Annotated in this window: 15 protein-coding genes; 12 read left to right on the top strand and 3 right to left on the bottom strand. The window is 64.2% G+C overall.

Translation table 11 applies throughout. From position 1 onward, the window contains the following. Window positions 1-52: 52 nt before the first annotated feature. The 6 genes from AC1PLU_RS21615 (at window position 53) to AC1PLU_RS21590 (ending at window position 8,436) form a co-directional block, all read left to right on the top strand. Window positions 53-1,363: a LysR family transcriptional regulator gene (locus tag AC1PLU_RS21615; RefSeq protein ID WP_481107196.1), complete on the top strand. Its 1,311-nt coding sequence runs from the start codon at window positions 53-55 to the stop codon at window positions 1,361-1,363. A 13-nt stretch (window positions 1,364-1,376) separates the two neighbouring features. Further along, complete coding sequence (gene cls / locus AC1PLU_RS21610; RefSeq protein ID WP_481107195.1) at window positions 1,377-2,795, top strand: cardiolipin synthase; 1,419 nt, start codon at window positions 1,377-1,379, stop codon at window positions 2,793-2,795. A 353-nt stretch (window positions 2,796-3,148) separates the two neighbouring features. Further along, window positions 3,149-4,540 (top strand): FAD/NAD(P)-binding protein, encoded by a 1,392-nt coding sequence (locus AC1PLU_RS21605; RefSeq protein WP_481107194.1) that lies wholly within the window; start codon window positions 3,149-3,151, stop codon window positions 4,538-4,540. 134 nt (window positions 4,541-4,674) lie between these two features. Then, entirely contained in the window at window positions 4,675-6,861 is a 2,187-nt protein-coding gene (gene uvrD, locus AC1PLU_RS21600) for a DNA helicase II (RefSeq protein ID WP_481094144.1), read from the top strand. A 114-nt stretch (window positions 6,862-6,975) separates the two neighbouring features. Continuing rightward, on the top strand, window positions 6,976-7,614 hold the full coding sequence (locus tag AC1PLU_RS21595) for a hypothetical protein (protein ID WP_481094145.1): 639 nt from the start codon (window positions 6,976-6,978) through the stop codon (window positions 7,612-7,614). Between the two features lie 375 nt (window positions 7,615-7,989). Beyond that, entirely contained in the window at window positions 7,990-8,436 is a 447-nt protein-coding gene (locus AC1PLU_RS21590) for a universal stress protein (protein ID WP_006452697.1), read from the top strand. Window positions 8,437-8,582: 146 nt separating this feature from the next. Here AC1PLU_RS21590 and tagK read toward each other — a convergent pair whose 3' ends face one another. Further along, the gene (gene tagK / locus AC1PLU_RS21585; protein WP_481094146.1) at window positions 8,583-9,242 is read right to left on the bottom strand and encodes a transcriptional regulator TagK; all 660 of its coding nucleotides are present in this window, start codon (window positions 9,240-9,242) and stop codon (window positions 8,583-8,585) included. Between the two features lie 489 nt (window positions 9,243-9,731). Here tagK and AC1PLU_RS21580 point away from each other — a divergent pair, with 489 nt between their 5' ends. Together AC1PLU_RS21580 and AC1PLU_RS21575 are read left to right on the top strand one after the other, a co-directional pair. After that, complete coding sequence (locus tag AC1PLU_RS21580) at window positions 9,732-10,799, top strand: patatin-like phospholipase family protein (RefSeq protein WP_481107193.1); 1,068 nt, start codon at window positions 9,732-9,734, stop codon at window positions 10,797-10,799. Window positions 10,800-11,036: 237 nt separating this feature from the next. Next, entirely contained in the window at window positions 11,037-11,462 is a 426-nt protein-coding gene (locus tag AC1PLU_RS21575; RefSeq protein WP_481094148.1) for a hypothetical protein, read from the top strand. Window positions 11,463-11,815: 353 nt separating this feature from the next. Here the strand turns inward: AC1PLU_RS21575 and AC1PLU_RS21570 are convergent, their stop codons facing one another. Further along, window positions 11,816-13,324, bottom strand: a complete 1,509-nt coding sequence (locus tag AC1PLU_RS21570; protein ID WP_481107192.1) for a serine hydrolase domain-containing protein — start codon at window positions 13,322-13,324, stop codon at window positions 11,816-11,818. 434 nt (window positions 13,325-13,758) lie between these two features. Here AC1PLU_RS21570 and AC1PLU_RS21565 point away from each other — a divergent pair, with 434 nt between their 5' ends. From AC1PLU_RS21565 to AC1PLU_RS21555, 3 genes are all read left to right on the top strand, one after another. Next, window positions 13,759-14,136, top strand: coding sequence for a DUF2147 domain-containing protein (locus tag AC1PLU_RS21565; protein ID WP_232372870.1), 378 nt, complete (start codon window positions 13,759-13,761; stop codon window positions 14,134-14,136). A gap of 133 nt (window positions 14,137-14,269) precedes the next feature. Further along, complete coding sequence (gene ecfK, locus AC1PLU_RS21560; RefSeq protein ID WP_043910805.1) at window positions 14,270-14,809, top strand: ECF-type sigma factor EcfK; 540 nt, start codon at window positions 14,270-14,272, stop codon at window positions 14,807-14,809. Beyond that, a complete protein-coding gene (locus AC1PLU_RS21555) occupies window positions 14,788-17,316 on the top strand; it encodes a serine/threonine-protein kinase (protein ID WP_481107191.1) in 2,529 nt (842 codons plus the stop codon). The genes ecfK and AC1PLU_RS21555 overlap by 22 nt, the downstream gene beginning before the upstream one ends. Window positions 17,317-17,396: 80 nt before the next feature. Here the strand turns inward: AC1PLU_RS21555 and AC1PLU_RS21550 are convergent, their stop codons facing one another. Then, entirely contained in the window at window positions 17,397-17,678 is a 282-nt protein-coding gene (locus AC1PLU_RS21550) for a DUF2782 domain-containing protein (RefSeq protein WP_095575361.1), read from the bottom strand. 77 nt (window positions 17,679-17,755) lie between these two features. Between AC1PLU_RS21550 and polA the strand changes: the two genes are divergently transcribed. Further along, window positions 17,756-20,557: a DNA polymerase I gene (gene polA / locus AC1PLU_RS21545; protein WP_481107190.1), complete on the top strand. Its 2,802-nt coding sequence runs from the start codon at window positions 17,756-17,758 to the stop codon at window positions 20,555-20,557. The last annotated feature ends 75 nt before the right edge of the window (window positions 20,558-20,632 follow it).

Below are 20,632 nucleotides of genomic sequence, written 5' to 3'. Positions count from 1 at the left end.
TGGCTCAAGATTCATTTGAGGTATGCATATTGGTTTTGCTTATAGTTAGAGCATGCCGCCAATTCTGGAACCGAACCTTCGCCATCTGTACGCCCTGGTCGTGGTGCACCGGCTGGGCAGCGTCAGCGCGGCCGCGCCGCAGGTGAATCTGTCGCAGCCGGCGTTGACGCAGGCAATCGCGCGGCTGGAACAGCAGCTCGGGGTGCGCCTGTTCGATCGGCATCCGGGCGGCATGGTCGCCACCGAGGCCACGCAGCTGCTGGTGCCGCGCATCGAACGTGCGTTGGAGCAGCTGGGCCGTGGCATCCGGGTGGCGCGGCGTGCGCTGCGGCTGCCGGCACGCCCGGGCCTGGAGCGGCGGGTCTCGTTGGGGCAGTTGCAGGCGTTGATCGCGGTGGATGTGGCGGGCAGTTATTCGCTGGCGGCGGCGCGCGCCGGGGTCTCGCAGCCGGCGATCTACCGCGCGGTGCAGGCGCTGGCCGAGGTGATCGAGGTGCCACTGACGGTGCGTCGCGGCAAGACCATGCAGCCCACCCCGGTGGCGGTGCGGCTGTTGCGGCAGGTGCGGCTGGCGCTGGCCGAGCTGCGCGCCGGGCTGGACGAAGTGGCCGCGCTGCGCTCGCAGCACGCCGGCCGGCTCACGCTGGGGGTGATGCCGTTGGCGCGGGCGATCCTGCTGCCGCAGGTGCTGGCGCGGTTTGTGCGCGCGCATCCTGGTGCCAGCGTCAACGTGGTCGAAGGGCCGTATGCCGAATTGCTGGCGCATCTGCGCGATGGCGAGCTGGATCTGCTGATCGGTGCGCTGCGCGAGCCCTTGCCGGTGCGCGATGTGCTGCAGGAGCCGTTGTTCGACGACGAGCCGGTGATCGTGGCGCGCAGCGGGCATCCGCTGGCCGGGCAGGCCTATGCGTTCGCGCAATTGCTGGAGTACCCCTGGGTGATCGCCACCACCGGCACGCCGGTGCGTGCGCGCTGGGAGCAGATGTTTCGCGATCAGGGCATCGAACCGCCTGCGCTGCGCATCGAATGCGGCGCGGAGCTGACCATCCGTGGGCTGCTGCTGGAAGACGATTGGCTCACGCTGATGTCGCGCGACCAGTTTCTGTTCGAGCGCCGCGCCGGGTTGCTGTGCGAGATCGGCGCCACCGGGCCGCAGCTGCGCCGCCAGATCGGCATGACGCTGCGCAGCGACTGGCATCCCACCCGCGCGCAGTCGGCGTTCGTGCAGACGCTGCGGCAGGTCTGCGCCGAGCGCGTGCAGCCGGCCGATGCGCACGGCGGGCCGTTTCGCTATTGCGCGCCCATCAGCGGCATCGCGCCGTTGCGTTCACACGCGGCGCAGTCAGAATCGGAGTCTTCTTGAGAACGGATCGCTGATGCTGCCCGACTGGTTGCAAGGGACCTGGCTACTGGCGCTGGACTGGGCGATCCGCCTGGCCGCACTGCTGTGGATTCCGGCCCGCACCACCCCCGGCGCGGCGCGCAGCTGGCTGTTGCTGATCGGCTTCGTGCCGGTGGTCGGCCTGCCGCTGTATCTGCTGTTCGGCCACCCGTGGTTGTCGCGCTTGCGGGTGGAGCGCCAGGCCACCGCCTCGCAGGTGATCCGCGAGCAGCAGCTGCCCTTGCATGCCTTGCGCTGGATGCCGCAGGCAGATTCCAGCAGCGCCGAGGTGGTGCCGCTGATCGAACGCCAGGGCGATTTCATGCCCACGCTGGGCAATGCGGTGGAGTTGCTGGACGACTACGCGCAGTCGTTGCAGGCCTTGACCGACGCGATCGATACGGCGGAAAAACGCGTGCATCTGCTGTACTACCTGATGTTCGACGATGCGGTAGGCGATGCGGTGGTGGCCGCACTGGAGCGCGCCAGTACGCGCGGCGTGCGTTGCCGCGTGCTGCTGGATGCGGTGGGCGCCAAGCGTGGCTTGCGCCACTACCGCAAGCGGTTGCAGGCCGGTGGTGTGGAGGTGCTGGCGGTGTTGCCCGGTGGCCTGCGCTGGCGTCGCAGCGGGCGCATGGATCTGCGCAATCACCGCAAGATTGCGGTGATCGACAACCAGGTGGGCTTTGTCGGCTCGCAGAATCTGGCCGAGGCCGGCTTTATCGAAGGCGTGCCCAATCGCGAACTGGTGGCGCGCGTGCGTGGGCCGGTGGTCAATCATCTCGAAGCGGTGTTCGCCAGCGACTGGTTCACCGAAACCGGGCAGCGCCTGGACGTGTGGCCGGACGCGCCGGTGTGCGAGGCCAACATCGCCACGCAACTGCTGCCGAGCGGACCGGCATATCCGTTCGAGAATGCGCGCGATGCGATCAATGCGGTGATCCACCTGGCGCGCCGCAAGGTGGTGCTGGTAACGCCGTACTTCGTCCCCGACGAAGCCTTGCTCAGCGCGTTGCGCATTGCCGGGGTCTCGGGTGTGGATGTGCAGCTGATTCTGTCGGAGAGCAACAACCAGGTCCTGGCGGCGTGGGCGCAGGAGGCGTATTTCGAAGAGCTGCTGCGCTGCGGGGTGAAGATTGCGCTGTACCGCCCGCACTTTCTGCATGCCAAGCACCTGAGCGTGGACGAGGACATCGCCCTGGTGGGGTCGATCAACCTGGACATCCGCTCGTTCGCGCTCAACGCCGAGATCGGCATGCTGTGCTACGACCATGGCGTGGTGCAGCGGCTGCGTGCGATCGAGCAGGATTACCTGGCCAACGCACGCCAGCTGCAGCTGGAGCAGTGGCGTAGTCGCCCGGCCTGGCGCCGCAGCCGTGAGGGAATTGCGCGGTTGGCGGATGCATTGATGTAGGGCTTGCATATGCGTGTTGTATGACGGCGCATTGCCAGCTGGAACGCGCGTCGATGCCTGCGGGTGCGGGCGCATTGCTGGGCGCAAGCACAGGTTGGCAAGGCCTTGCTGCGTTTGAGAGTGCCCGCCTTCCGGCGCAGGCCTCAGGCAAGCCGGCTCTTTCCAACGTGACGACGAGCACCTCGCTCGTCGTTACCCAGGTCGGATTGGACGGACGGTGCTCATCGTCTTCCCGGATGTCGGACAACGCGCATCGCACGACGGCGTCTGCGCGGCGGTACGTGATCCCGGCCATGACAGCGGCCATGGCGGCTGTCATCGGTGCGACGTGACGCATCGCCTACAATTGCCGGATGAATGAACTGCGTGATCCCGGCGATGCAGTGATCGCCATCGTCGGCGGCGGCGCATCCGGTGTGCTGGTGGCGCTGCAATTGCTGCGTCAGGCGACCGCGCCGGTGCGGGTTGTGTTGATCGAGCCACACCCGGTGCTGGGCGAGGGCGTGGCGTATTCCACCACGCGTGCCGAACACCTGCTCAATGTGCCGGCAGCGCGGATGAGTGCGCTGGTGGAGGCGCCGCAGGATTTTGTCGATTACCTGCGCGCGCAGGCCTGCTGCCCGGAGCTGGAAGACGCGCAGCTGCCGCAGCAGTTCGTCGGGCGCCGGCATTACGCGCCTTATCTGCGCGATCGCTTGCAGGCCGCACGTGCGCAGAGCCCGGCGACGCTGACAGTGTATGCCGCACGCGTGCAGACCTTGCAGCCCAATGCTTCCGGTGCGCTGCTACAGCTGGACGACGGGCAAGCGGTGCAGGCCACCAACGTGGTGCTGGCGGTGGGCAATGCGCTGCGGCCGTTGCCGCTGCGTGGCGCCACCGGCTTGTCGAGTGCGCAGCGAGTGGAAGCCTGGGATACCGAAGCGGTCGCCGCGTTGCCGCAGGACGCGGCGGTGTGCATCGTCGGCTCGGGGCTGAGCATGGTCGACACGGTGGTGACGCTGGCCGCGCGGGCGCATCGCGGGGCGGTACACGTGGTGTCGCGGCATGGGTTGTTGCCGTTGCCGCAGACGCATTGCGTCGCGGCGGATTTCGATCCGCAGCCGTTGTTGGCGTTGTCGCTGCGTGCGCGCATGCACGCGCTGCGTCAGCATGCGCGCAAGGCGATGGCGCAGGGGTTGCCCTGGCAGAGCGTGATGGAGCGGATTCGGCCGCTGAGTCAGGCCTTGTGGCAGACGCTGTCGGTTGCAGATCAGCGCCGCTTCCTGCGCCATGTGGTGCGCTACTGGGATGTGCACCGTCATCGCATCGCCTCGCCGGTGCATGCGCAGTTGCAGGCGATGCGTGCGCGCGGACAACTGCAGCTGCATCGCGCGCGGCTGGATGTCGCATTTCAGGTTGGCGCCTGCGTGCGGGTGAGTGCCGGCGCCAGTGCCGGGCATGCCTTGCAGCTGGATGTGCAGACGCTGGTCAACGCCACCGGTGTGGAAATGCGCGTGCAGGCGATGCGCAACCCGCTGCTGCAACAGCTGCTGGGGCAGGGCATTGCGGTGGCCGGGCCGCATGGTATCGGGGTGGGGACCGATGCCGATGGCAGTCTGATCGATGCCGATGGCCGCGCCAATCCGCAGTTGCGGGTGATCGGCAGTCTGCGGATCGGCGCGTTGTGGGAAAGCCTGGCGGTGCCGGAGCTGCGTGAGCAGGCAACGGCGATTGCGCGGGATGTGCTGGTATTGCTTGGGCGGTGAGGGGCTTTGTTTCCTTCTCCCGTCGGGAGAAGGTGCCCCGAAGGGGCGGATGAGGGTCCGAGCGAAGCCTCGCATTCCAAACCGCTTCATCGCAATCTCAGCCGCAGCGACGCCACAACCGGTAAAATGGTCCGGTGGATGTCTCTCATTTGCTCGATCATTTAAACCCCGCCCAGCGCGAGGCCGTTTCCGCGCCGCCGGGGCATTACCTCGTGCTGGCCGGTGCCGGCTCCGGCAAGACGCGCGTGCTGATCCATCGCATCGCCTGGCTCAACGAAGTCCAGGGCGTGCCCAACCACGGCATCTTTGCGGTGACCTTCACCAACAAGGCCGCCGGCGAAATGCGCCACCGTACCGACCTGCAGCTGCGTAACGGCAGCCGCGGGATGTGGATCGGCACCTTCCATGGGCTGGCGCATCGGCTGCTGCGGCTGCATTGGCAGGACGCGCGGCTGCCGGAAGGCTTCCAGGTCATGGACAGCGACGACCAGTTGCGGCTGGTCAAGCGTGTGGTGCAGTCGTTGGAGCTGGACGAGGGCAAGTACCCGCCCAAGCAGATGAGTTGGTGGATCAACGAACAGAAGGACGAAGGCCGCCGTCCGCAGCACATCCAGCCCGAGCCCAACGACGACTGGACCGAGGTGCGCCGGCAGGTGTATGCGGCCTACCAGGAACGCTGCGACCGCTCCGGGCTGTTGGATTTCGCCGAGTTGCTGCTGCGCGCGCATGAACTGCTGCGCGACACCCCGGCGTTGCTGGCGCATTACCGCGCGCGCTTCCGCGAGATTCTGGTCGACGAGTTCCAGGACACCAACGCCATCCAGTACGCCTTTGTGCGCGTGCTGGCCGGTGAGACCGGCCACGTGTTCGTGGTCGGCGACGACGACCAGGCCATCTACGGCTGGCGCGGTGCCAAGGTCGAGAACGTGCAGCGCTTTTTGAAGGACTTCCCTGGCGCGCAGACGGTGCGGCTGGAGCAGAACTACCGCTCCAGCGCGAATATTCTGGGCGCGGCCAATGCGGTGATCGCGCACAACCCGGACCGCATCGGCAAGCAGCTGTGGACCGATTCCGGCGATGGCGACCCGATCGATCTGTATGCGGCCTATAACGAAGTCGATGAGGCGCGCTATGTGGTCGAGCGCGCGCGGCAGTGGGTGCGCGACGGCGGCAGTTACGGCGAAGTGGCGGTGCTCTATCGCAGCAACGCGCAATCGCGCGCGCTGGAAGAGGCGCTGATTTCCGAGCAGCTGCCGTACCGCGTGTATGGCGGGATGCGCTTCTTCGAACGCGCCGAAATCAAGGATGCGTTGGCCTACCTGCGGCTGCTCAGCAACCGCAGCGACGATGCCGCCTTCGAGCGCGCGGTCAACACGCCCACGCGCGGCATCGGCGATCGCACGTTGGACGAAGTGCGCCGGCTGGCACGCGCCAATGCGCTGTCGCTGTGGGAAGCGGCGATGCTGTGCACGCAGGAAAACACCCTGGCCGCCCGCGCCCGCAATGCGCTGGCCACGTTCCTGAGCCTGGTCGGCCAACTGCATGCCGAAACCGGCGACATGGAACTGGCCGAGCGCATCGACCACGTGCTGATGCGCTCGGGCCTGCGCGAGCACTGGGCCAAGGAAAGCCGCAGCGGGCTGGATTCGGAATCGCGTACCGAGAACCTGGACGAACTGGTGTCGGTGGCCTCGCGCTTCACCCGCCCGGACGACGAAGACAGCCAGGGCATGACCGAGCTGGTCGCCTTCCTTGCTTACGCCTCACTGGAAGCCGGCGAAGGCCAGGCGCAGGCCGGCGAAGAAGGCGTGCAGTTGATGACGCTGCACTCGGCCAAGGGCCTGGAATTTCCGATCGTGTTTCTGGTCGGTCTGGAAGATGGCTTGTTTCCGAGTGCGCGCTCGCTGGAAGAAAGCGGGCGGCTGGAAGAAGAGCGTCGCCTGGCGTACGTAGGCATCACCCGCGCGCGCCAGAAGCTGGTGCTGTGTTACGCCGAATCGCGGCGCATCCACGGCCAGGACAATTACAACGTGCCCTCGCGCTTCCTGCGCGAGATCCCGCGCGACCTGCTGCACGAAGTGCGCCCGAAAGTGCAGGTCTCGCGCACCGCCTCGCTGGGCGCGGCACGCGGCGGCCCGGTGCACGGCGTGGTCGAAGCCGCACCGATCAAGCTCGGCGCCAATGTCGAACATCCCAAGTTCGGCGGAGGTGTGGTCGTGGATTACGAGGGCGCCGGTGCACACGCGCGCGTGCAGGTGCAGTTCGACGAAGTCGGCGCCAAGTGGCTGGTGATGGCGTATGCGAATCTGACGGTGATGTAGGCGTTTCTTCTACTACGGGGAGACGCACTGTGGTGGCCGCTGTTGATTGGACAACGAGGTTTTCCCTTCTCCCATCGGGAGAAGGTGGCGCGCAGCGCCGGATGAGGGTACGTCGTGGCTGGCAGTGGCGATGCGCGAATTTCCACAGGACGGAGCGAAGCGATGATGGTGGAAGCGACGATAAAAGCTTTTGTGGAAGCCTCGATGTCTGCAGAGGAATTTGAACGGAAGATTCAGTCAGATGCATCCTTCGAACGTCTTCTAAAGAATGAAGTTCAACTTCCTGCCTACATCCAGGAAGCTGATCTCTACACGCATCTGATCAGTCAGGACTACAGCCGGATCGGCTCTGTCTACAATGTTCAAAAACTACTTTGCAGCTTCTTGAAGAAACACGAGGTTGCGCATGTCTGTAGTGAAAAATATGGCGAATTACTCGAGTTGACACTGAAAGCTCAGCCCAAATGGCTTGATCTTCCATCCTGGTACTTTTCCCTTGCTATCGAAGGTCAGGGCGATAGCAAGGGAAAGGAACTGGTGAGGATTTTAAAAGACAAGATCGCGCAGGATTTTCGTTTCTTGAAATCGGCGCCGAAGTGGCTGCAAGGCCCTGATTGGCCTATCGTTGAAGGACGGCCGTTGGTGTTTGTAGGGCAGATCGACATTGGCAGCCTCCGTCACGACACTGCGCAGCTGTACATTTTCTATGATGATCACACTGGAGCATTCGTAAATTTCAGCCAGTCCTGCTAGAGGCTGCCGAGCTGGGCAATACTAGCGGCCAGCGAAAGTTTTCATGTCATGCGTACACGTGCAACGCATCCGACAGCAGACGAGCGCGTTGCATCTACGTATTGCGGTCGTAAATTGGACATGTAACCGTCACTACGAGCGTGCCGTTGTGCGCTGCCCGATGCATTCACAGCATCATCCGTGACACCCTGCGATCGAATCGAACGCAGAGCAACACATGGCAGGATGCGCAGAAATGAGTCGGGCGAGCTCTACAACCCTGCTTGAGCACCAGTGCAACCGCCGCAGCTGGATTGATCCACATCAATGTCTGCGTCGCTGGACCCTGTCAGGCTGCCATCACCGGCGATGCTGCCAGTCACTTCGGAGATCACCATGTACAAACGTATCCTGATCGCCATCGATGCATCCGAGCTGTCGCATCGTGGTTTGTTCCAGGGCCTCGAACTGGCCAAGGCGACTGGCGGCAAGGTCGATATCGTCACCGTGTCAGAGCCATGGGCGATGGGCATGTACGACGCGATGGGCTGGAGCGTGGGCTACGAGGCAAGCCCGGAATATCGCACCGAGCGCGAGGCCGCTGCCGAGAAGATTCTGCGCCCGGCACTGGAACTGGCGGCTGCGGCCAATATCAAGGCCACCTCGCATCACGTGCTGGATCGGTTCGCCGCCGAAGGCATCGTGCAGACCGCCAAGGACTGCAACAGCGATCTGATCATCATGACCTCGCACGGACGCCGCGGCGTGCGCCGCATGCTGCTCGGCAGCCAGACGGTGGAAGTGCTTACCAACAGTTCGATTCCGGTGTTGGTGATTCGCTGACTGGCGGATGTTTTGCTGCACAAGAACACGCGCAGTGCATCTCAGGTGTCAGCCCGCATGTTCCGTTGTAGGAGCGCGCCTGAGCGCGAGAGGCGTTACCGGTAACGCCCCATCGCGCGCAAGCACGCTCCTACGCGGATTACGGATCAGTTTTCCATTGTTTCAGGCTGACCCGCAAAGCGGCTCGCCGGCTGTGCAAGACGCCGTAGCGCTTCGGTATGCATCAGCGGGGCGGGCTGGACCGGCAGCGTGCCAGGGCGCACCGGCGCGTGATCGCGTTGCGCATCCTGGCTCAGCTCGCGCATGAAGCGCCATAGCGGCATGTAGTGGCCGCGGCGCGGCGAATGCGTTGCCGGCGCAGACCGACAGTGGCGGCGCCATTGCATCGGCTGCATGCCGAAACGCTGCTGAAAACAGCGTTGAAACTGCCGTTCCGAGGCGAAGCCCATCTCATACAGCAACCAGGTCAGGCTGCACTCCGGGTAGGCCTGCAAATAGCGGTGCGCGGTGCACAGGCGCTGCTCGCGGATGTAGCGGGCCACGCCGCCACGCGACTGGAACAGCCGGTACAACGAGGCGCGCGATAGCGCGAACGCCTGTTGCAAGGACTCGGTACCGAGCTCGGCCTCGCCGATATGCTGCTCGATGTAGGCCAGCAGATCGATCATCAGCGGCGCGTGCGCCACCACCGATGCCGATGCCTGCGGGACGATGGCGCCGTAATAGCCGGTGTTGCTCATGCGGGTGCTGCCTGCGGCCCACTCCCCGGGGCCTGTTATCTGATCAACCGAGAAAAGCGGCGCCAACCCATCACGGTCTTTTATGAACTCCGTGCTGCGTCACGCATCGATGCGATCGACGGCGATCCAGACCAACCGGCTGGCCCATTCCTCAATGCACCGCGACGCCGCATGGACCCTGCCTGCGCTTTGGGCAGCGACCAATGCAAAACCACTAGCAACGGCATCGCATCGAGATCAGGCTTGGGAACAGTGCTGGCTAGCGCTGCACTGCATGAGGTCGCGCCGATTCGCTGATTCGAAAAGACTGGGTTCTGCAGCGCGATGCTGGCCGCCAAGTGAATACCGAGCTCAGCACGACCGAAGGCACGCAGAAAGGCGATGGCAGATCACATGATCAATGCGGTGAGACGATTTGTCGGGTGATCGACGAAGGTGCTTCTAGGGTGACGCAACGGGAAACAGAAGCGTCGTCGCCACACTCTCACGCACACGTGGAATCGTCCTGACAGCTGTCGGTATCCCGCGCTAGCGGGACAGTCAGATCGCTTGCTCTTGACGCCTTCGTACACACGTTTCAAGACAATGCGCGCTCTCCAGGAGACTTCAATGTCGTTCAATATCATCAGCTGCGATGGCGGCGGAATTCGAGGACTGATCACCGCGATCCTCATCCAGGACCTGGACCAGCACAGCAACATCCTCAGCCATGCAAATTGCTTTGCCGGCACTTCCACCGGTGGCCTGCTTGCTCTGGCATTGGTGCAAAACGTCTCGATCAACACGATTATCGAGATGTACATGACCAAAGGCGCAAGCATTTTCGAACCCAACGGGTGGCTTCTCGATCAACAGGCCGAGTCGCAACAGCAAGGGGTGGACGCGACGCTGGGCAGCGGGCCGGGTTTCTTCAGCAGCCAGTACAAGAACGATGGATTGATCCAGATCGCAAGCGGATTGTTAGGTGCAACGCTGCTTGCAGACGCGAAGCGGCTCGTCGTCGTCAACGCCGCGCGCCTGTGGGACGCGACCAGTGGGAACTGGATGCCTGCCACGTTCTCCAACGGCGTCAACAATGCGTACAGGCAGATCAGCATGGTCGATGCCGCATTGGCCACGTCTGCCGCGCCAACCTACTTTCCGCCTTATCGGATTGCCGGAGTGAACGACGATTATGGCTTCTTCGCCGACGGCGGCGTGTTCGCCAACAATCCGGCCATGACCGCCGTGGCCGAGGCCATTGCAAGTGGCCTGGTGAACAGCGTCGGCGATATCCAGCTGCTCTCGCTTGGAACCGGCAGCAGCCCGCAAGGAATTCCATCCACCGCGATCGGCAACCCGCTCGACTGGGGCGCAAAATCCTGGCTATATCCCTGGGCAAGCGGCTCGGTGCCGGCCATGCCGCTACTGAATCTGACCATGGATGCAACGGCCGAACTTGCAAGCATCCAGGCCGAGCAGGTGCTGGCCGGCAACTACAAGCGCGCCAATGTCGAACTGAAACGTCCTTACGCACTGGATGACTGGAAGCATGTCGCTGATCTGGCCAGCGAAACCCAGGCTTACCTGCAGACAGATGCGTGGAAACAGACGCGTGACTGGGTCGCCAGCCGCTGGACATAGGGTAAATATCGGATTTTCGCGTAGGTGCAGCGTGGAGCTGCCGGAGCGCAGCTGCGTGGACAGCCCGCACGCTAGGTTCCAATCGTTTCGTCCACATCCACCTCGCTCTGCGTTGTTTGCCAGTCTGGCGTTGACCCGGAATCGGGACACGCCGGCAGCGACATCGTCATCACTTTCAGGTTGTAGCAGTGTTCCAGCCGGAACGCAGTGTCTTGGTTTGCCATCAGGAGATAACGAATGAGCAACGCATCGCCACATCCGCATGATGAATCCGGTATCGAATGGACCGACGCCGTCAGCGACAAAGGAATTCCCTACCAAATCGGGTTTCACGGCAGCAGCCAGGAGACGGAGCAAGCCGATGCTGCAGGCGAAGAAGCGAAGAGAGATTTCGGCATTGCTGTCGCTTGGCCGCTGACCGGAAACAATTGGACCGATACCACCGCAGAGGTCAAATCGATTGCTGCGATTTCTCGCTATAATCTCGGAGCCTACGGCGGGACCTGGGCATATATCCTGTATTTCAGCAACACCGAGCACTACGACTACTATTTCTACGACAAGACAGGCGACAGCTATCAGGTCAACACGTATCGCAATGGCGACCATTACGTGAGGTACAACTCGAGTGATCCGGCGATTGCCTTTATCAAAGGCAGCTGATTGCAGGATGTCAGGCAAAGACCGGCCGCAACGAATCGATTGCGGCCGGTTTTTCAACGCGTCTCGATCCCGACGGGGCCCCAAGACGTTGTGTCGGATAGTGCGTCTATCTAATTCCTGATCCTGACTCGAGCTTGGAAGACGTTGGCAAGCGGCATGAGTCCAGACGCCGAATCAATTGGTGTGCATACTCTGGTGACACTCATGACCGAGACTTCCTGCGAATCAGCCAATCTTATTTGCCACTATAGGGAGCATTAAATCGCGACGGCGTGTTTCGGGCATCATGCCCGTGCTCTGTTACCAGCCATCGGCGCCATGGTAGAAATTTTATGCTGCTTTCCAAGCTTGCTTCACTCGGGCGCAAAAACCATCACTCCATCCCCAGCCATCACTCTCAGCGTCACCACACGACGATCGCTGCCCCGATCAAACTGAAACTGCGGCGTTCCCGCAGGAATCGATGCATCGGCAACAAAGCGATGGCTGTTGAGCGGCTTCAGCGAGCGAGGTCTGCTTTTACCTTCCAGCACCAGTCCCTCGCTGTTTTGCGAGATCACAACCTCCTCGCCGAGAAAGCTCATATCCAGCACGCCGGTGAGTAGCGGTTCCTGATTGGGCCGCCGCACATAGCGGCCGGTGTAGTCCTTCAGGAGGGCTGTGAAATCGACGGTGCTGACTTGCACCGACCAATCGCCAGGCCAATGCTGCGCATCGGAGACCGCGTTGCGAATCTCGTTATGGAGCAGGTCGCCGTTTTCACCGTTGGTCAGCACGATCAGCCCGTCGCCGCTCTCGAGATTTCCTTCGAGATAGGCCTTGTAGCTGTCGTTGGCTCCGGCGTGATGAAAGATGCGCGATTGCCCTTGCCCGGCGAGGCGTGGCCCGAGTCCGTGGATGCCGGGGGCCACCTCGGTCATCATGTCGATGGCCAGTGCTTGCGGCAGAAATCCGTCACTGCTGCGGTAGGAGCTACCCAACGCGATGACCAGGCGGCTCAACTCCTTGGCTGAGGTCCAGAAGCCGGAGGCCGCTAGTTCCGGGAAACTTTGCCATCCCCGCGGCAGTGCGACAGGAGCGCCCAAGTCGTCGTGTGCGTGCGCCACATCGCGCGTGCCTGCGGCAAGGTGTGCATCGAACCGGCTCCTGCGCATGCCCAATGGGCCAAGAAGGTGCTCGGTGGCAATCGCATTCAACGGTTTGCCCATAGCGTCTTCGATTACCGCCTGCGCGATCATGTAACCGCCACCGGAGTAACGCGCGCGGGTGCCGGCAATATCGATCCGCTGCAAAGGCTTGTTGACTGCGGGCGATGTGCCGGTGAGCGTCTGTACCAGCGTGGGCAATGCAGCGCCTGGGTCGAAGTCCTTAAAGCCGTGCACGTTGAAACCTGCGGTATGCGACAGCAGCATGCGCAGGGAAATCTTGCTGGTATCGCCGTCCGGCCCTTGCGGTATCTGCCAACGGCGTAGCCAGGTGCCGACGTCTTTATCCAGATCCACAATGCCAAGCGCGGCAAGCTTCACGCACAGCGCGGCCGTCACGACCTTGCTGACCGAGCCGACCGAGAACAAGGTGTCTTCGCCGATCGGTGAGCGAGTTTCCGCCGTTGTCGATCCGAAGCCTTTGATGCTGTGGATCCGCCCCCCGCGCAGGATCGCAACTGCCGCGCCTGGCACGCGGTGATGTTGCATGCGTGCTTGCAATGCCCACTGCTCCTGACCGGTGTGCACGGTTGGGCGCAGCAATGTTTCGAACGATGCAGGCGGGCTTGATGTTTTTGCGTGAGCAGCGATCGGCAGTGACCACAGTGGCAACGTCAGCCCGCCAATCAATAGCTCACGACGATGAATGACAGGCATGACGATCCTTGTACTTTAGGGCGAGGCAGTGGGAGAAGTGAGCCAGCGTTTGCAGGAGGCCCAGCTAGCGATTTGCTCTTGTGATGATGCAATGCGATTGAAATTTTTTCTGGGCGATAGCCGTGGGCGAGGTTCGCTTGTTACTTCGCTCACCAAGCTATTCGACATCAGCAAGGTAAGCGCAATCGGTGCAAGCCTGAGATCAGGTCAAAAGTTTCCATGGATGCGGCCATGCGTGCTTGCTGGCAAGTGATCTAATCATCTCCCAAGACTGCATCGATACGATTTGACTCGCCTGATTCTAACGCTGCTGCGGTTGTGTCAGCGACGTTGCATCAGCGGAAGCACGTTCGCGCGTCATTGCTCTTATCGAAGCTTGGGGAAATCCAATGAAATGCATCTCTGCAGTATGTTGTGTCGTTTTCGGCCTTGTCGTGCAGAGCACGCCTGCATTCGCCGCCGAACCGATCACCGGAAAATGGTTTACCGATAACCAGCAGGCACTGGTCGACATCCAGCCCTGCGGCACGTCGCTATGCGGCACCATCGTCAAGGTGCTGCGGGCCAAGCCCGGTAGCCGGAAGACTGATGCGTTCAATCCGGATCCGGCCAAGCGCCACAACCCCATGGAAGGCACGGTGATCCTCAGCGAGCTGGTGGATGCAGGAGATCTGTGGAAAGGCAAGATCTACAACCCCGAATCCGGCAAGACCTACAACGCCAAGATCAAGCGTGGCGCCGATGGCTCCTTGAAGGTGGAGGGCTGCGTGGCCTTCATATGTCAGGGGCCGACCTGGCAGCCCGCACCTTGATGGCTGCCTGACCTGGGTGGCCCGAGGCGCGTTTGCCAGGCCCGGCGCAAGCGAGCTAAACCGTTTTGTTTTGAAATGCCTACCCGTCCGCCAATGCGGGATACTGCGCTCCCACGCAGGCGAGATGGGCCCGATGTCCGAGCTGCCGATCACCGAGTTGTTGCAGGCCTGGCAGCGCGAGGAGCCCGGCGCGGGCGATGCATTGGCGCGGCAGGTGTACATGGTGCTGCGCGAGACGGCGTTGCGGGTACTGCGGCGCAATGCGCGCGGCGGGCTGCAGGCCACCGAGCTGGTGCATGAGGCATGGATGCGGCTGGAGCAGGGGCAGCAGGGATTTCGCTCGCGTGCGCACTTCTATTCGGTTGCCGCACTGCAGATGCGCCATCTGTTGGTGGATCTGGCGCGGCAGCAGGCCAGCGCCAAGCGGGGTGGGCAGGCGGTGACGTTGACCATCAGTCTGTCCGATGGCGCGCCGCGACCGGAGGCCTTGCTGATGGTGGCCGATGCCTTCGACAAGCTGGCGCGCGTGGACGAGCGCAAGGCCAAGGCGTTCGCGCTGACCGAGCTGGTGGGTTTCAGTGTGGCCGAGGCGGCCGAGCAACTGGAGGTGTCGGTGCCCACGCTGGAGCGCGATTTGCGCTTTGCGCGGGTGTGGCTGGCGGCGCAGCTGTGAGTGTCGTGGCCACTTCCTGGCAACGCCTGGAGGCGCTATTTCATCAGTCCTGCTTACTGCCGGTGGAGGCGCGCGAGGCATTCGCGCGTGCGCAGGCCGGTGACGATGTGGTGCTGCGCGATGCGTTGCTGGCGATGCTGGCGGTGGAATCGCAGGCCACGCTGCGCGTGCGTGCGCCGTTGAAACAGGCCGTGGCCGCCTTGCGCGCGCCATTGCCGGAACTGCCGGCCGGCACGCGCTTTGGTGCATGGGCGATCGACCGCCTGATCGGCGCCGGCGGCATGGGCCAGGTGTATCTGGGCCATCGCGCCGACGGCGCTTACGAGCGCGAGGTGGCGATCAAGCTGGTGGCCGCCGACGCGCTGGATGTGCAGGGCCGCGCGTTGTTCGAGTTCGAATGCCGCTTGCTGGCGCAAATGGTGCACCCGGCGATCGCGCAGATTCACGATGTGGGCACCGATGCGCACGGCCGCCCGTATCTGGTGATGGAATACCTGCGCGGCGAGCCGATCACCTGGTGGTGCGATGCGCATCTGCTCTCGCTGCATGCGCGCGTGCTGCTGATGCTGCGGGTGAGCGAGGCGGTGCAGCACGCACATCAGAAAGGCGTGATCCATCGCGACCTCAAACCCAGCAACGTCTTGGTCAGCGAGATAGACGGGCGGCCGATGCCGGGCGTGATCGACTTCGGCATCGCCATCGATGCGGCCAACCCGGGCATGACCTCCGCGCATGGCCGCGGCACGCCCGGCTACATGAGTCCGGAACAGGCGCGCGGTGCGTTGGACGTGGACGCGCGCAGCGACATATATGCATTGGGCGCAATGTTCTATGAGTTGAGCTGCGGGCTGGCACCGGTGGCTGGGCAGAATGGGCTGCCGCAGCCCCCCTCGCAGCGCGTGGCGGCAGTGCCGGCCGATGCGCGTGCGCGGATCTGCGCCGCACGCGCAACCACCCACGCCCGACTGCAGCGGCAATTGCGCGATGGCCTGGATGCGATCGTGTTGCGCGCGTTGGCCCCCGAGCCCGTTGCACGCTATGCGTCGGTATCGGCCTTGCTGGACGAGCTGCATCGTTGGCTCGACGGCTACCCGCCGCGCGCGTTGCAGGCGGGCCGGTGGTTGCGGTTGCGCAAGTTCGCCCAACGCCATCGCAGTGGCGTGCTGGCCGCCGGGCTTGTGTCGATCGCGCTGATGGGTGGTCTGGGCGCCACGTTGTGGTCGCTGCAGCAAGCTGCGCGCGATGCGCAACGCGCGCAGGTCACCGGCGATTTCATGAGCTCGGTGTTGTCCAGCGTGGACCCTGGCATCGCGCAGGATCTGGATAAGACGTTGATGCTGCGCGTGTTGCAGCAGGCCTCGCAGCGCGCCGCGCGCGAGCTGGCCGATCAACCGGATGCACGCACCGAGGTGGAACTGACGCTGGGCCGCACGCTGATCGCCTTGTCGGACTATCTGCAGGCGGTTGCGCATCTGCGCACCGCGCAGGCGCTGGCGCAGCAGAGCACGGGTGCCGGCAGCGCGCCTGCGCTGGAAGCGGCCTCCATGCTGGGCCAGGCGCTCAGTGGTGCGGGTCAATCACGCGAGGCCGAGCGCGTGCTGCGCGCCGGCATGGCGCAGGCCGCGCGCGGCAATGCGAAGCAGCAGAGCCTGGGTAACGACATGCGTGCCCGGCTGGCATGGGCGCTGCGCGATCAAGGCCGCATGCTGGAGGCGCTGGCGGAAAGCCGGCATGCCTACGTCGCCGCATTGGCCAACGGGGCCACCACCGCAGAACGCCGCATCGATGCCGGCAACAGCTACGCCGGCATGCTGGCCGAGAATGGGCAGCTTGCACCGGCCATCGCCTTGCAGCGCAGCCTGCTGCGCGAGCGCATTGGCGTGCGTGGGCCAGAGCATCCGCTGGTGCTGTCGATGCGCAACAGCCTGGCGGTATTTTTGCTGATGCAGCGCGATTTTGCCGCTGCCGAGGCCGAACTCGCACCGCTGCTGCGCATTACCCGCAAGCTGTACGGCGACAACGCCGCCGATACCTTGATGGTGGAAGGCAATCTCGCCGACACCTTGCGTCAGCAAGGCAAGCTGGCCGAAGCCGGCCCGCATTACCGCGCTGCGATGGAGCGCGCACGCGCCGCCTTCGGCGACGATGCGCGGGCCACGATCACCTACCGCAGCAACCATGCCTTCTGGTTGCTGGATGCCGGGCAGGTGCAGGCATCATTGGTCGAACAGCGCGCTTGCCTGGCCTCGTCCTTGCGCGTGTTGGGCCGTGCGCATCCACAGACCGCCGAGATCCTGCGCGGCATGTCCGAAGCCGAGCGCAGGCTTGGCCAGACCGCCGCTGCGCGCGACCACGCGCAGCAGGCGCTGCAGATGTTGACCGGTATCTACGGCGATGCCGAAGAGCCGCTGCTCGCCGCACGCCAGACCCTGGCGCTGGCCGCAGCGGCCAAGGCAATGCCGGCCATCTCAAGCGCAGAGACCACCACCGCGGTCGCGCAACGCTGATACAAGTTGGCATCACCGGCACCAGCGGCCAAAGAGCCGCTGCGCTTACGCTCTACGAATCCCGAATCCCGAATCCCGAATCACCAGCTATACAACTTCCAATACACCTTGTTGACCTTGTCCTTTTCCGCATCCGTATGGCCGTCGTGATCGCGGTCGTACAGGAAGTAGGGCGCACCGCGCGCGGGCGTCACCCGCACCATTTCCAGCTGGCCGTTGACCCGGTACTCGTCGACCTTGTCGCCGTTGCCCATGGTCTTGCTGGTGACATCCGCACCGGCCGGCACGTTGCCGCTGGCGCCGCTGGTGGCGCAGCCGCCGAGCAGCAGTAACGGCAGCAGCAAAAGACTTGCTCTCATCATCGTCGTCATCCGTTCTAGGTCGTTGCTCAGTATGCGCTGGGCGGCGTGGGGTGAGCGTGCAGCGGTAGAATTGGCCGATGAGCAAATTAGTCCTGATCGACGGGTCCAGTTACCTGTATCGCGCGTTCCACGCGCTTCCGCCGCTGACCAATGCCCAGGGCGAGCCCACCGGTGCCTTGTTCGGTGTGGTCAACATGCTGCGCGCCACCTTGAAGGAACGCCCGGCCTACGTCGCGTTCGTGGTGGATGCGCCCGGCAAGACCTTCCGTGATGACTTGTATGCCGACTACAAGGCCAATCGCCCGTCGATGCCCGACGACCTGCGCGCACAGGTGCAGCCGATGTGCGACATCGTGCATGCGCTGGGCATCGACATCCTGCGCATCGATGGGGTGGAAGCCGACGATGTCATCGGCACGCTGGCCTTGCAGGCGGCCGCCGATGGCTTGAGCGTCACCATCTCCACCGGCGACAAGGACTTCGCGCAGCTGGTGCGCCCGGGCATCGAACTGGTCAACACCATGAGCGGCAGCCGCATGGATTCGGACGAGGCGGTGGTCGCCAAGTTCGGCGTGCGCCCCGACCAGATCGTCGACCTGCTGGCGCTGATGGGCGACACCGTCGACAACGTGCCCGGCGTGGACAAGTGCGGCCCCAAGACCGCCGCCAAATGGCTGGCCGAGTACGACTCGCTCGACGGCGTGATCGCCAACGCCGACAAGATCAAGGGCAAGATCGGCGAGAACCTGCGCGCCGCATTGCCGCGGCTGCCGCTCAACCGCGAACTGGTCACCATCAAGACCGACGTGACTCTGGCCAGCGGCCCGCGCGCGCTGGACCTGCGCGAGCCCAACGCCGAAACGCTGGCGGTGCTGTACGCACGTTACGGCTTCACCCAGGCGCTGCGCGAACTCGGCGGCGCCGCTGCCCAGGCCGGCCTGCTGACCGAGCCGATGCCGCTTGGCGCCGCCGCAGCCAGCGCCCGCACCGAACCCGGCCGCGCGCGCGGCACCGGCTTCGTGTCCGGCCCGGTCAGCGCCCCGGTGGAAGTGGACCCGGCGCTGTCGGCACCCGGCCAGTACGACACCATCCTGACCCACGAACAGCTCGACAGCTGGATCACCCGCCTGCGCGCGGCCGGCCAGTTCGCCTTCGATACCGAAACCGACAGCCTGGATCCGCTGCAGGCCGACCTGATCGGCCTGAGCGTGGCCGCCGAGCCCGGCCAGGCGGCGTATCTGCCGTTCGGCCACAACTTCCCCGGCGCCCCGGCCCAGCTCGACCGCGTTCAGGCGCTGGCGCAGTTGGCACCGCTGCTCACCGACCCCGCCGTGCGCAAGCTCGGCCAGCACGGCAAGTACGACCTGCACGTGATGCGCCGCCACGGCATCGCCCTGGCCGGCTACAGCGACGACACCTTGCTGGAGAGCTTCGTGCTCAATTCCGGCAGCGCCCGTCACGACATGGACAGCCTGGCCAAGCGCTACCTGGGCTACGACACGGTCAAGTACGAGGACGTTTGCGGCAAAGGCGCCAAGCAGATCCCGTTCGCGCAGATCAGCCTGGAAGACGCCACCCGCTACGCCGCCGAAGATGCCGACATCACCTTGCGCCTGCACTACGTGCTCGGCCCCAAGCTGGCCGCCGAGCCGGGCCTGGAGCGCGTCTACCGCGAGATCGAGATGCCGCTGGTGGAAGTACTGGCACGCATCGAAGCCAACGGCGTGTGCGTGGACGCGGCCGAACTGCGCCGCCAGAGCGCCGACCTGTCCAAGCGCATGCTCGCCGCCCAGCAAAAAGCCACCGAGTTGGCCGGGCGCACCTTCAACCTGGATTCGCCCAAGCAGCTGCAGGCGCTGCTGTTCGACGAGCTCAAGCTGCCCGCCGTGGTCAAAACGCCCAAGGGCCAGCCCTCGACCAACGAAGAGGCGCTGGAAGCCATCGCCGACCAGCACGAGCTGCCACGGGTAATCCTGGAGTACCGCGGGCTGACCAAGCTGCGCAGCACCTATACCGACAAGCTGCCGGAGATGATCCACCCGCAGTCCGGGCGCGTGCACACCAGCTACCACCAGGCCGGCGCCGCCACCGGGCGGCTGTCTTCGTCCGATCCCAACCTGCAGAACATCCCGATCCGCACCGAAGACGGCCGCCGCATCCGCCGCGCCTTCGTCGCCCCGGCCGGGCGCAAGCTGATCGCCTGCGACTACTCGCAGATCGAGCTGCGCATCATGGCGCACCTGTCCGGCGACCCCGGCCTGGTCGGCGCGTTCGAGTCCGGCGCCGACGTCCACCGCGCCACCGCCGCCGAAGTGTTCGGCCGCACCATCGATACCGTCAGCAATGATGAGCGCCGCGCCGCCAAGGCGATCAACTTCGGCCTGATGTACGGCATGAGCGCGTTCGGCCTGGCCCGCCAGCTCGGTATCGGCCGTGGCGAGGCGCAGGACTACATCGCGCTGTACTTCAGCCGCTACCCGGGCGTGCGCGACTTCATGGAAACCACCCGCCAGCAGGCGCGCGACAAGGGCTACGTGGAAACGGTGTTCGGCCGCCGGCTATACCTGGACTTCATCAACGCCGGCAGCCAGGGCCAGCGCGCCGGCGCCGAGCGCGCCGCCATCAACGCACCGATGCAGGGCACCGCGGCCGACATCATCAAGCGCGCCATGGTCAGCGTAGACGGCTGGATTGCCGATCACGCCGAGCGTGCGTTGATGATCCTGCAGGTGCACGATGAACTGGTGTTCGAAGCCGATGCCGACTTCGTCGACACGCTGCTGGGCGAGGTCACCGCGCGCATGTCGGCCGCTGCTGAATTGCGCGTGCCGCTCGTGGTCGACTCCGGCGTCGGCGATAATTGGGATGAGGCGCACTGACCCGGCAGATAACGCTGATATGCTGAATGCGCAGACCAGACATTATGCGGATTAGGCCTGCGTCGATGGAATGAA

It is taken from the genome of Xanthomonas sp. NCPPB 2933 (genome assembly GCF_056725225.1).
This window is presented reverse-complemented; position numbering and strand designations above follow the sequence as displayed.

Coding starts and splice junctions, on each gene's coding strand:
- AC1PLU_RS21615 (WP_481107196.1), top strand. CDS start 53: ATGCCGCCAATTCTGGAACCGAACCTTCGCCATCTGTACGCCCTGGTC.
- cls (WP_481107195.1), top strand. CDS start 1,377: ATGCTGCCCGACTGGTTGCAAGGGACCTGGCTACTGGCGCTGGACTGG.
- AC1PLU_RS21605 (WP_481107194.1), top strand. CDS start 3,149: ATGAATGAACTGCGTGATCCCGGCGATGCAGTGATCGCCATCGTCGGC.
- AC1PLU_RS21590 (WP_006452697.1), top strand. CDS start 7,990: ATGTACAAACGTATCCTGATCGCCATCGATGCATCCGAGCTGTCGCAT.
- AC1PLU_RS21575 (WP_481094148.1), top strand. CDS start 11,037: ATGAGCAACGCATCGCCACATCCGCATGATGAATCCGGTATCGAATGG.
- AC1PLU_RS21570 (WP_481107192.1), bottom strand. CDS start 13,324: ATGCCTGTCATTCATCGTCGTGAGCTATTGATTGGCGGGCTGACGTTG.
- ecfK (WP_043910805.1), top strand. CDS start 14,270: ATGTCCGAGCTGCCGATCACCGAGTTGTTGCAGGCCTGGCAGCGCGAG.
- AC1PLU_RS21550 (WP_095575361.1), bottom strand. CDS start 17,678: ATGATGAGAGCAAGTCTTTTGCTGCTGCCGTTACTGCTGCTCGGCGGC.
- polA (WP_481107190.1), top strand. CDS start 17,756: ATGAGCAAATTAGTCCTGATCGACGGGTCCAGTTACCTGTATCGCGCG.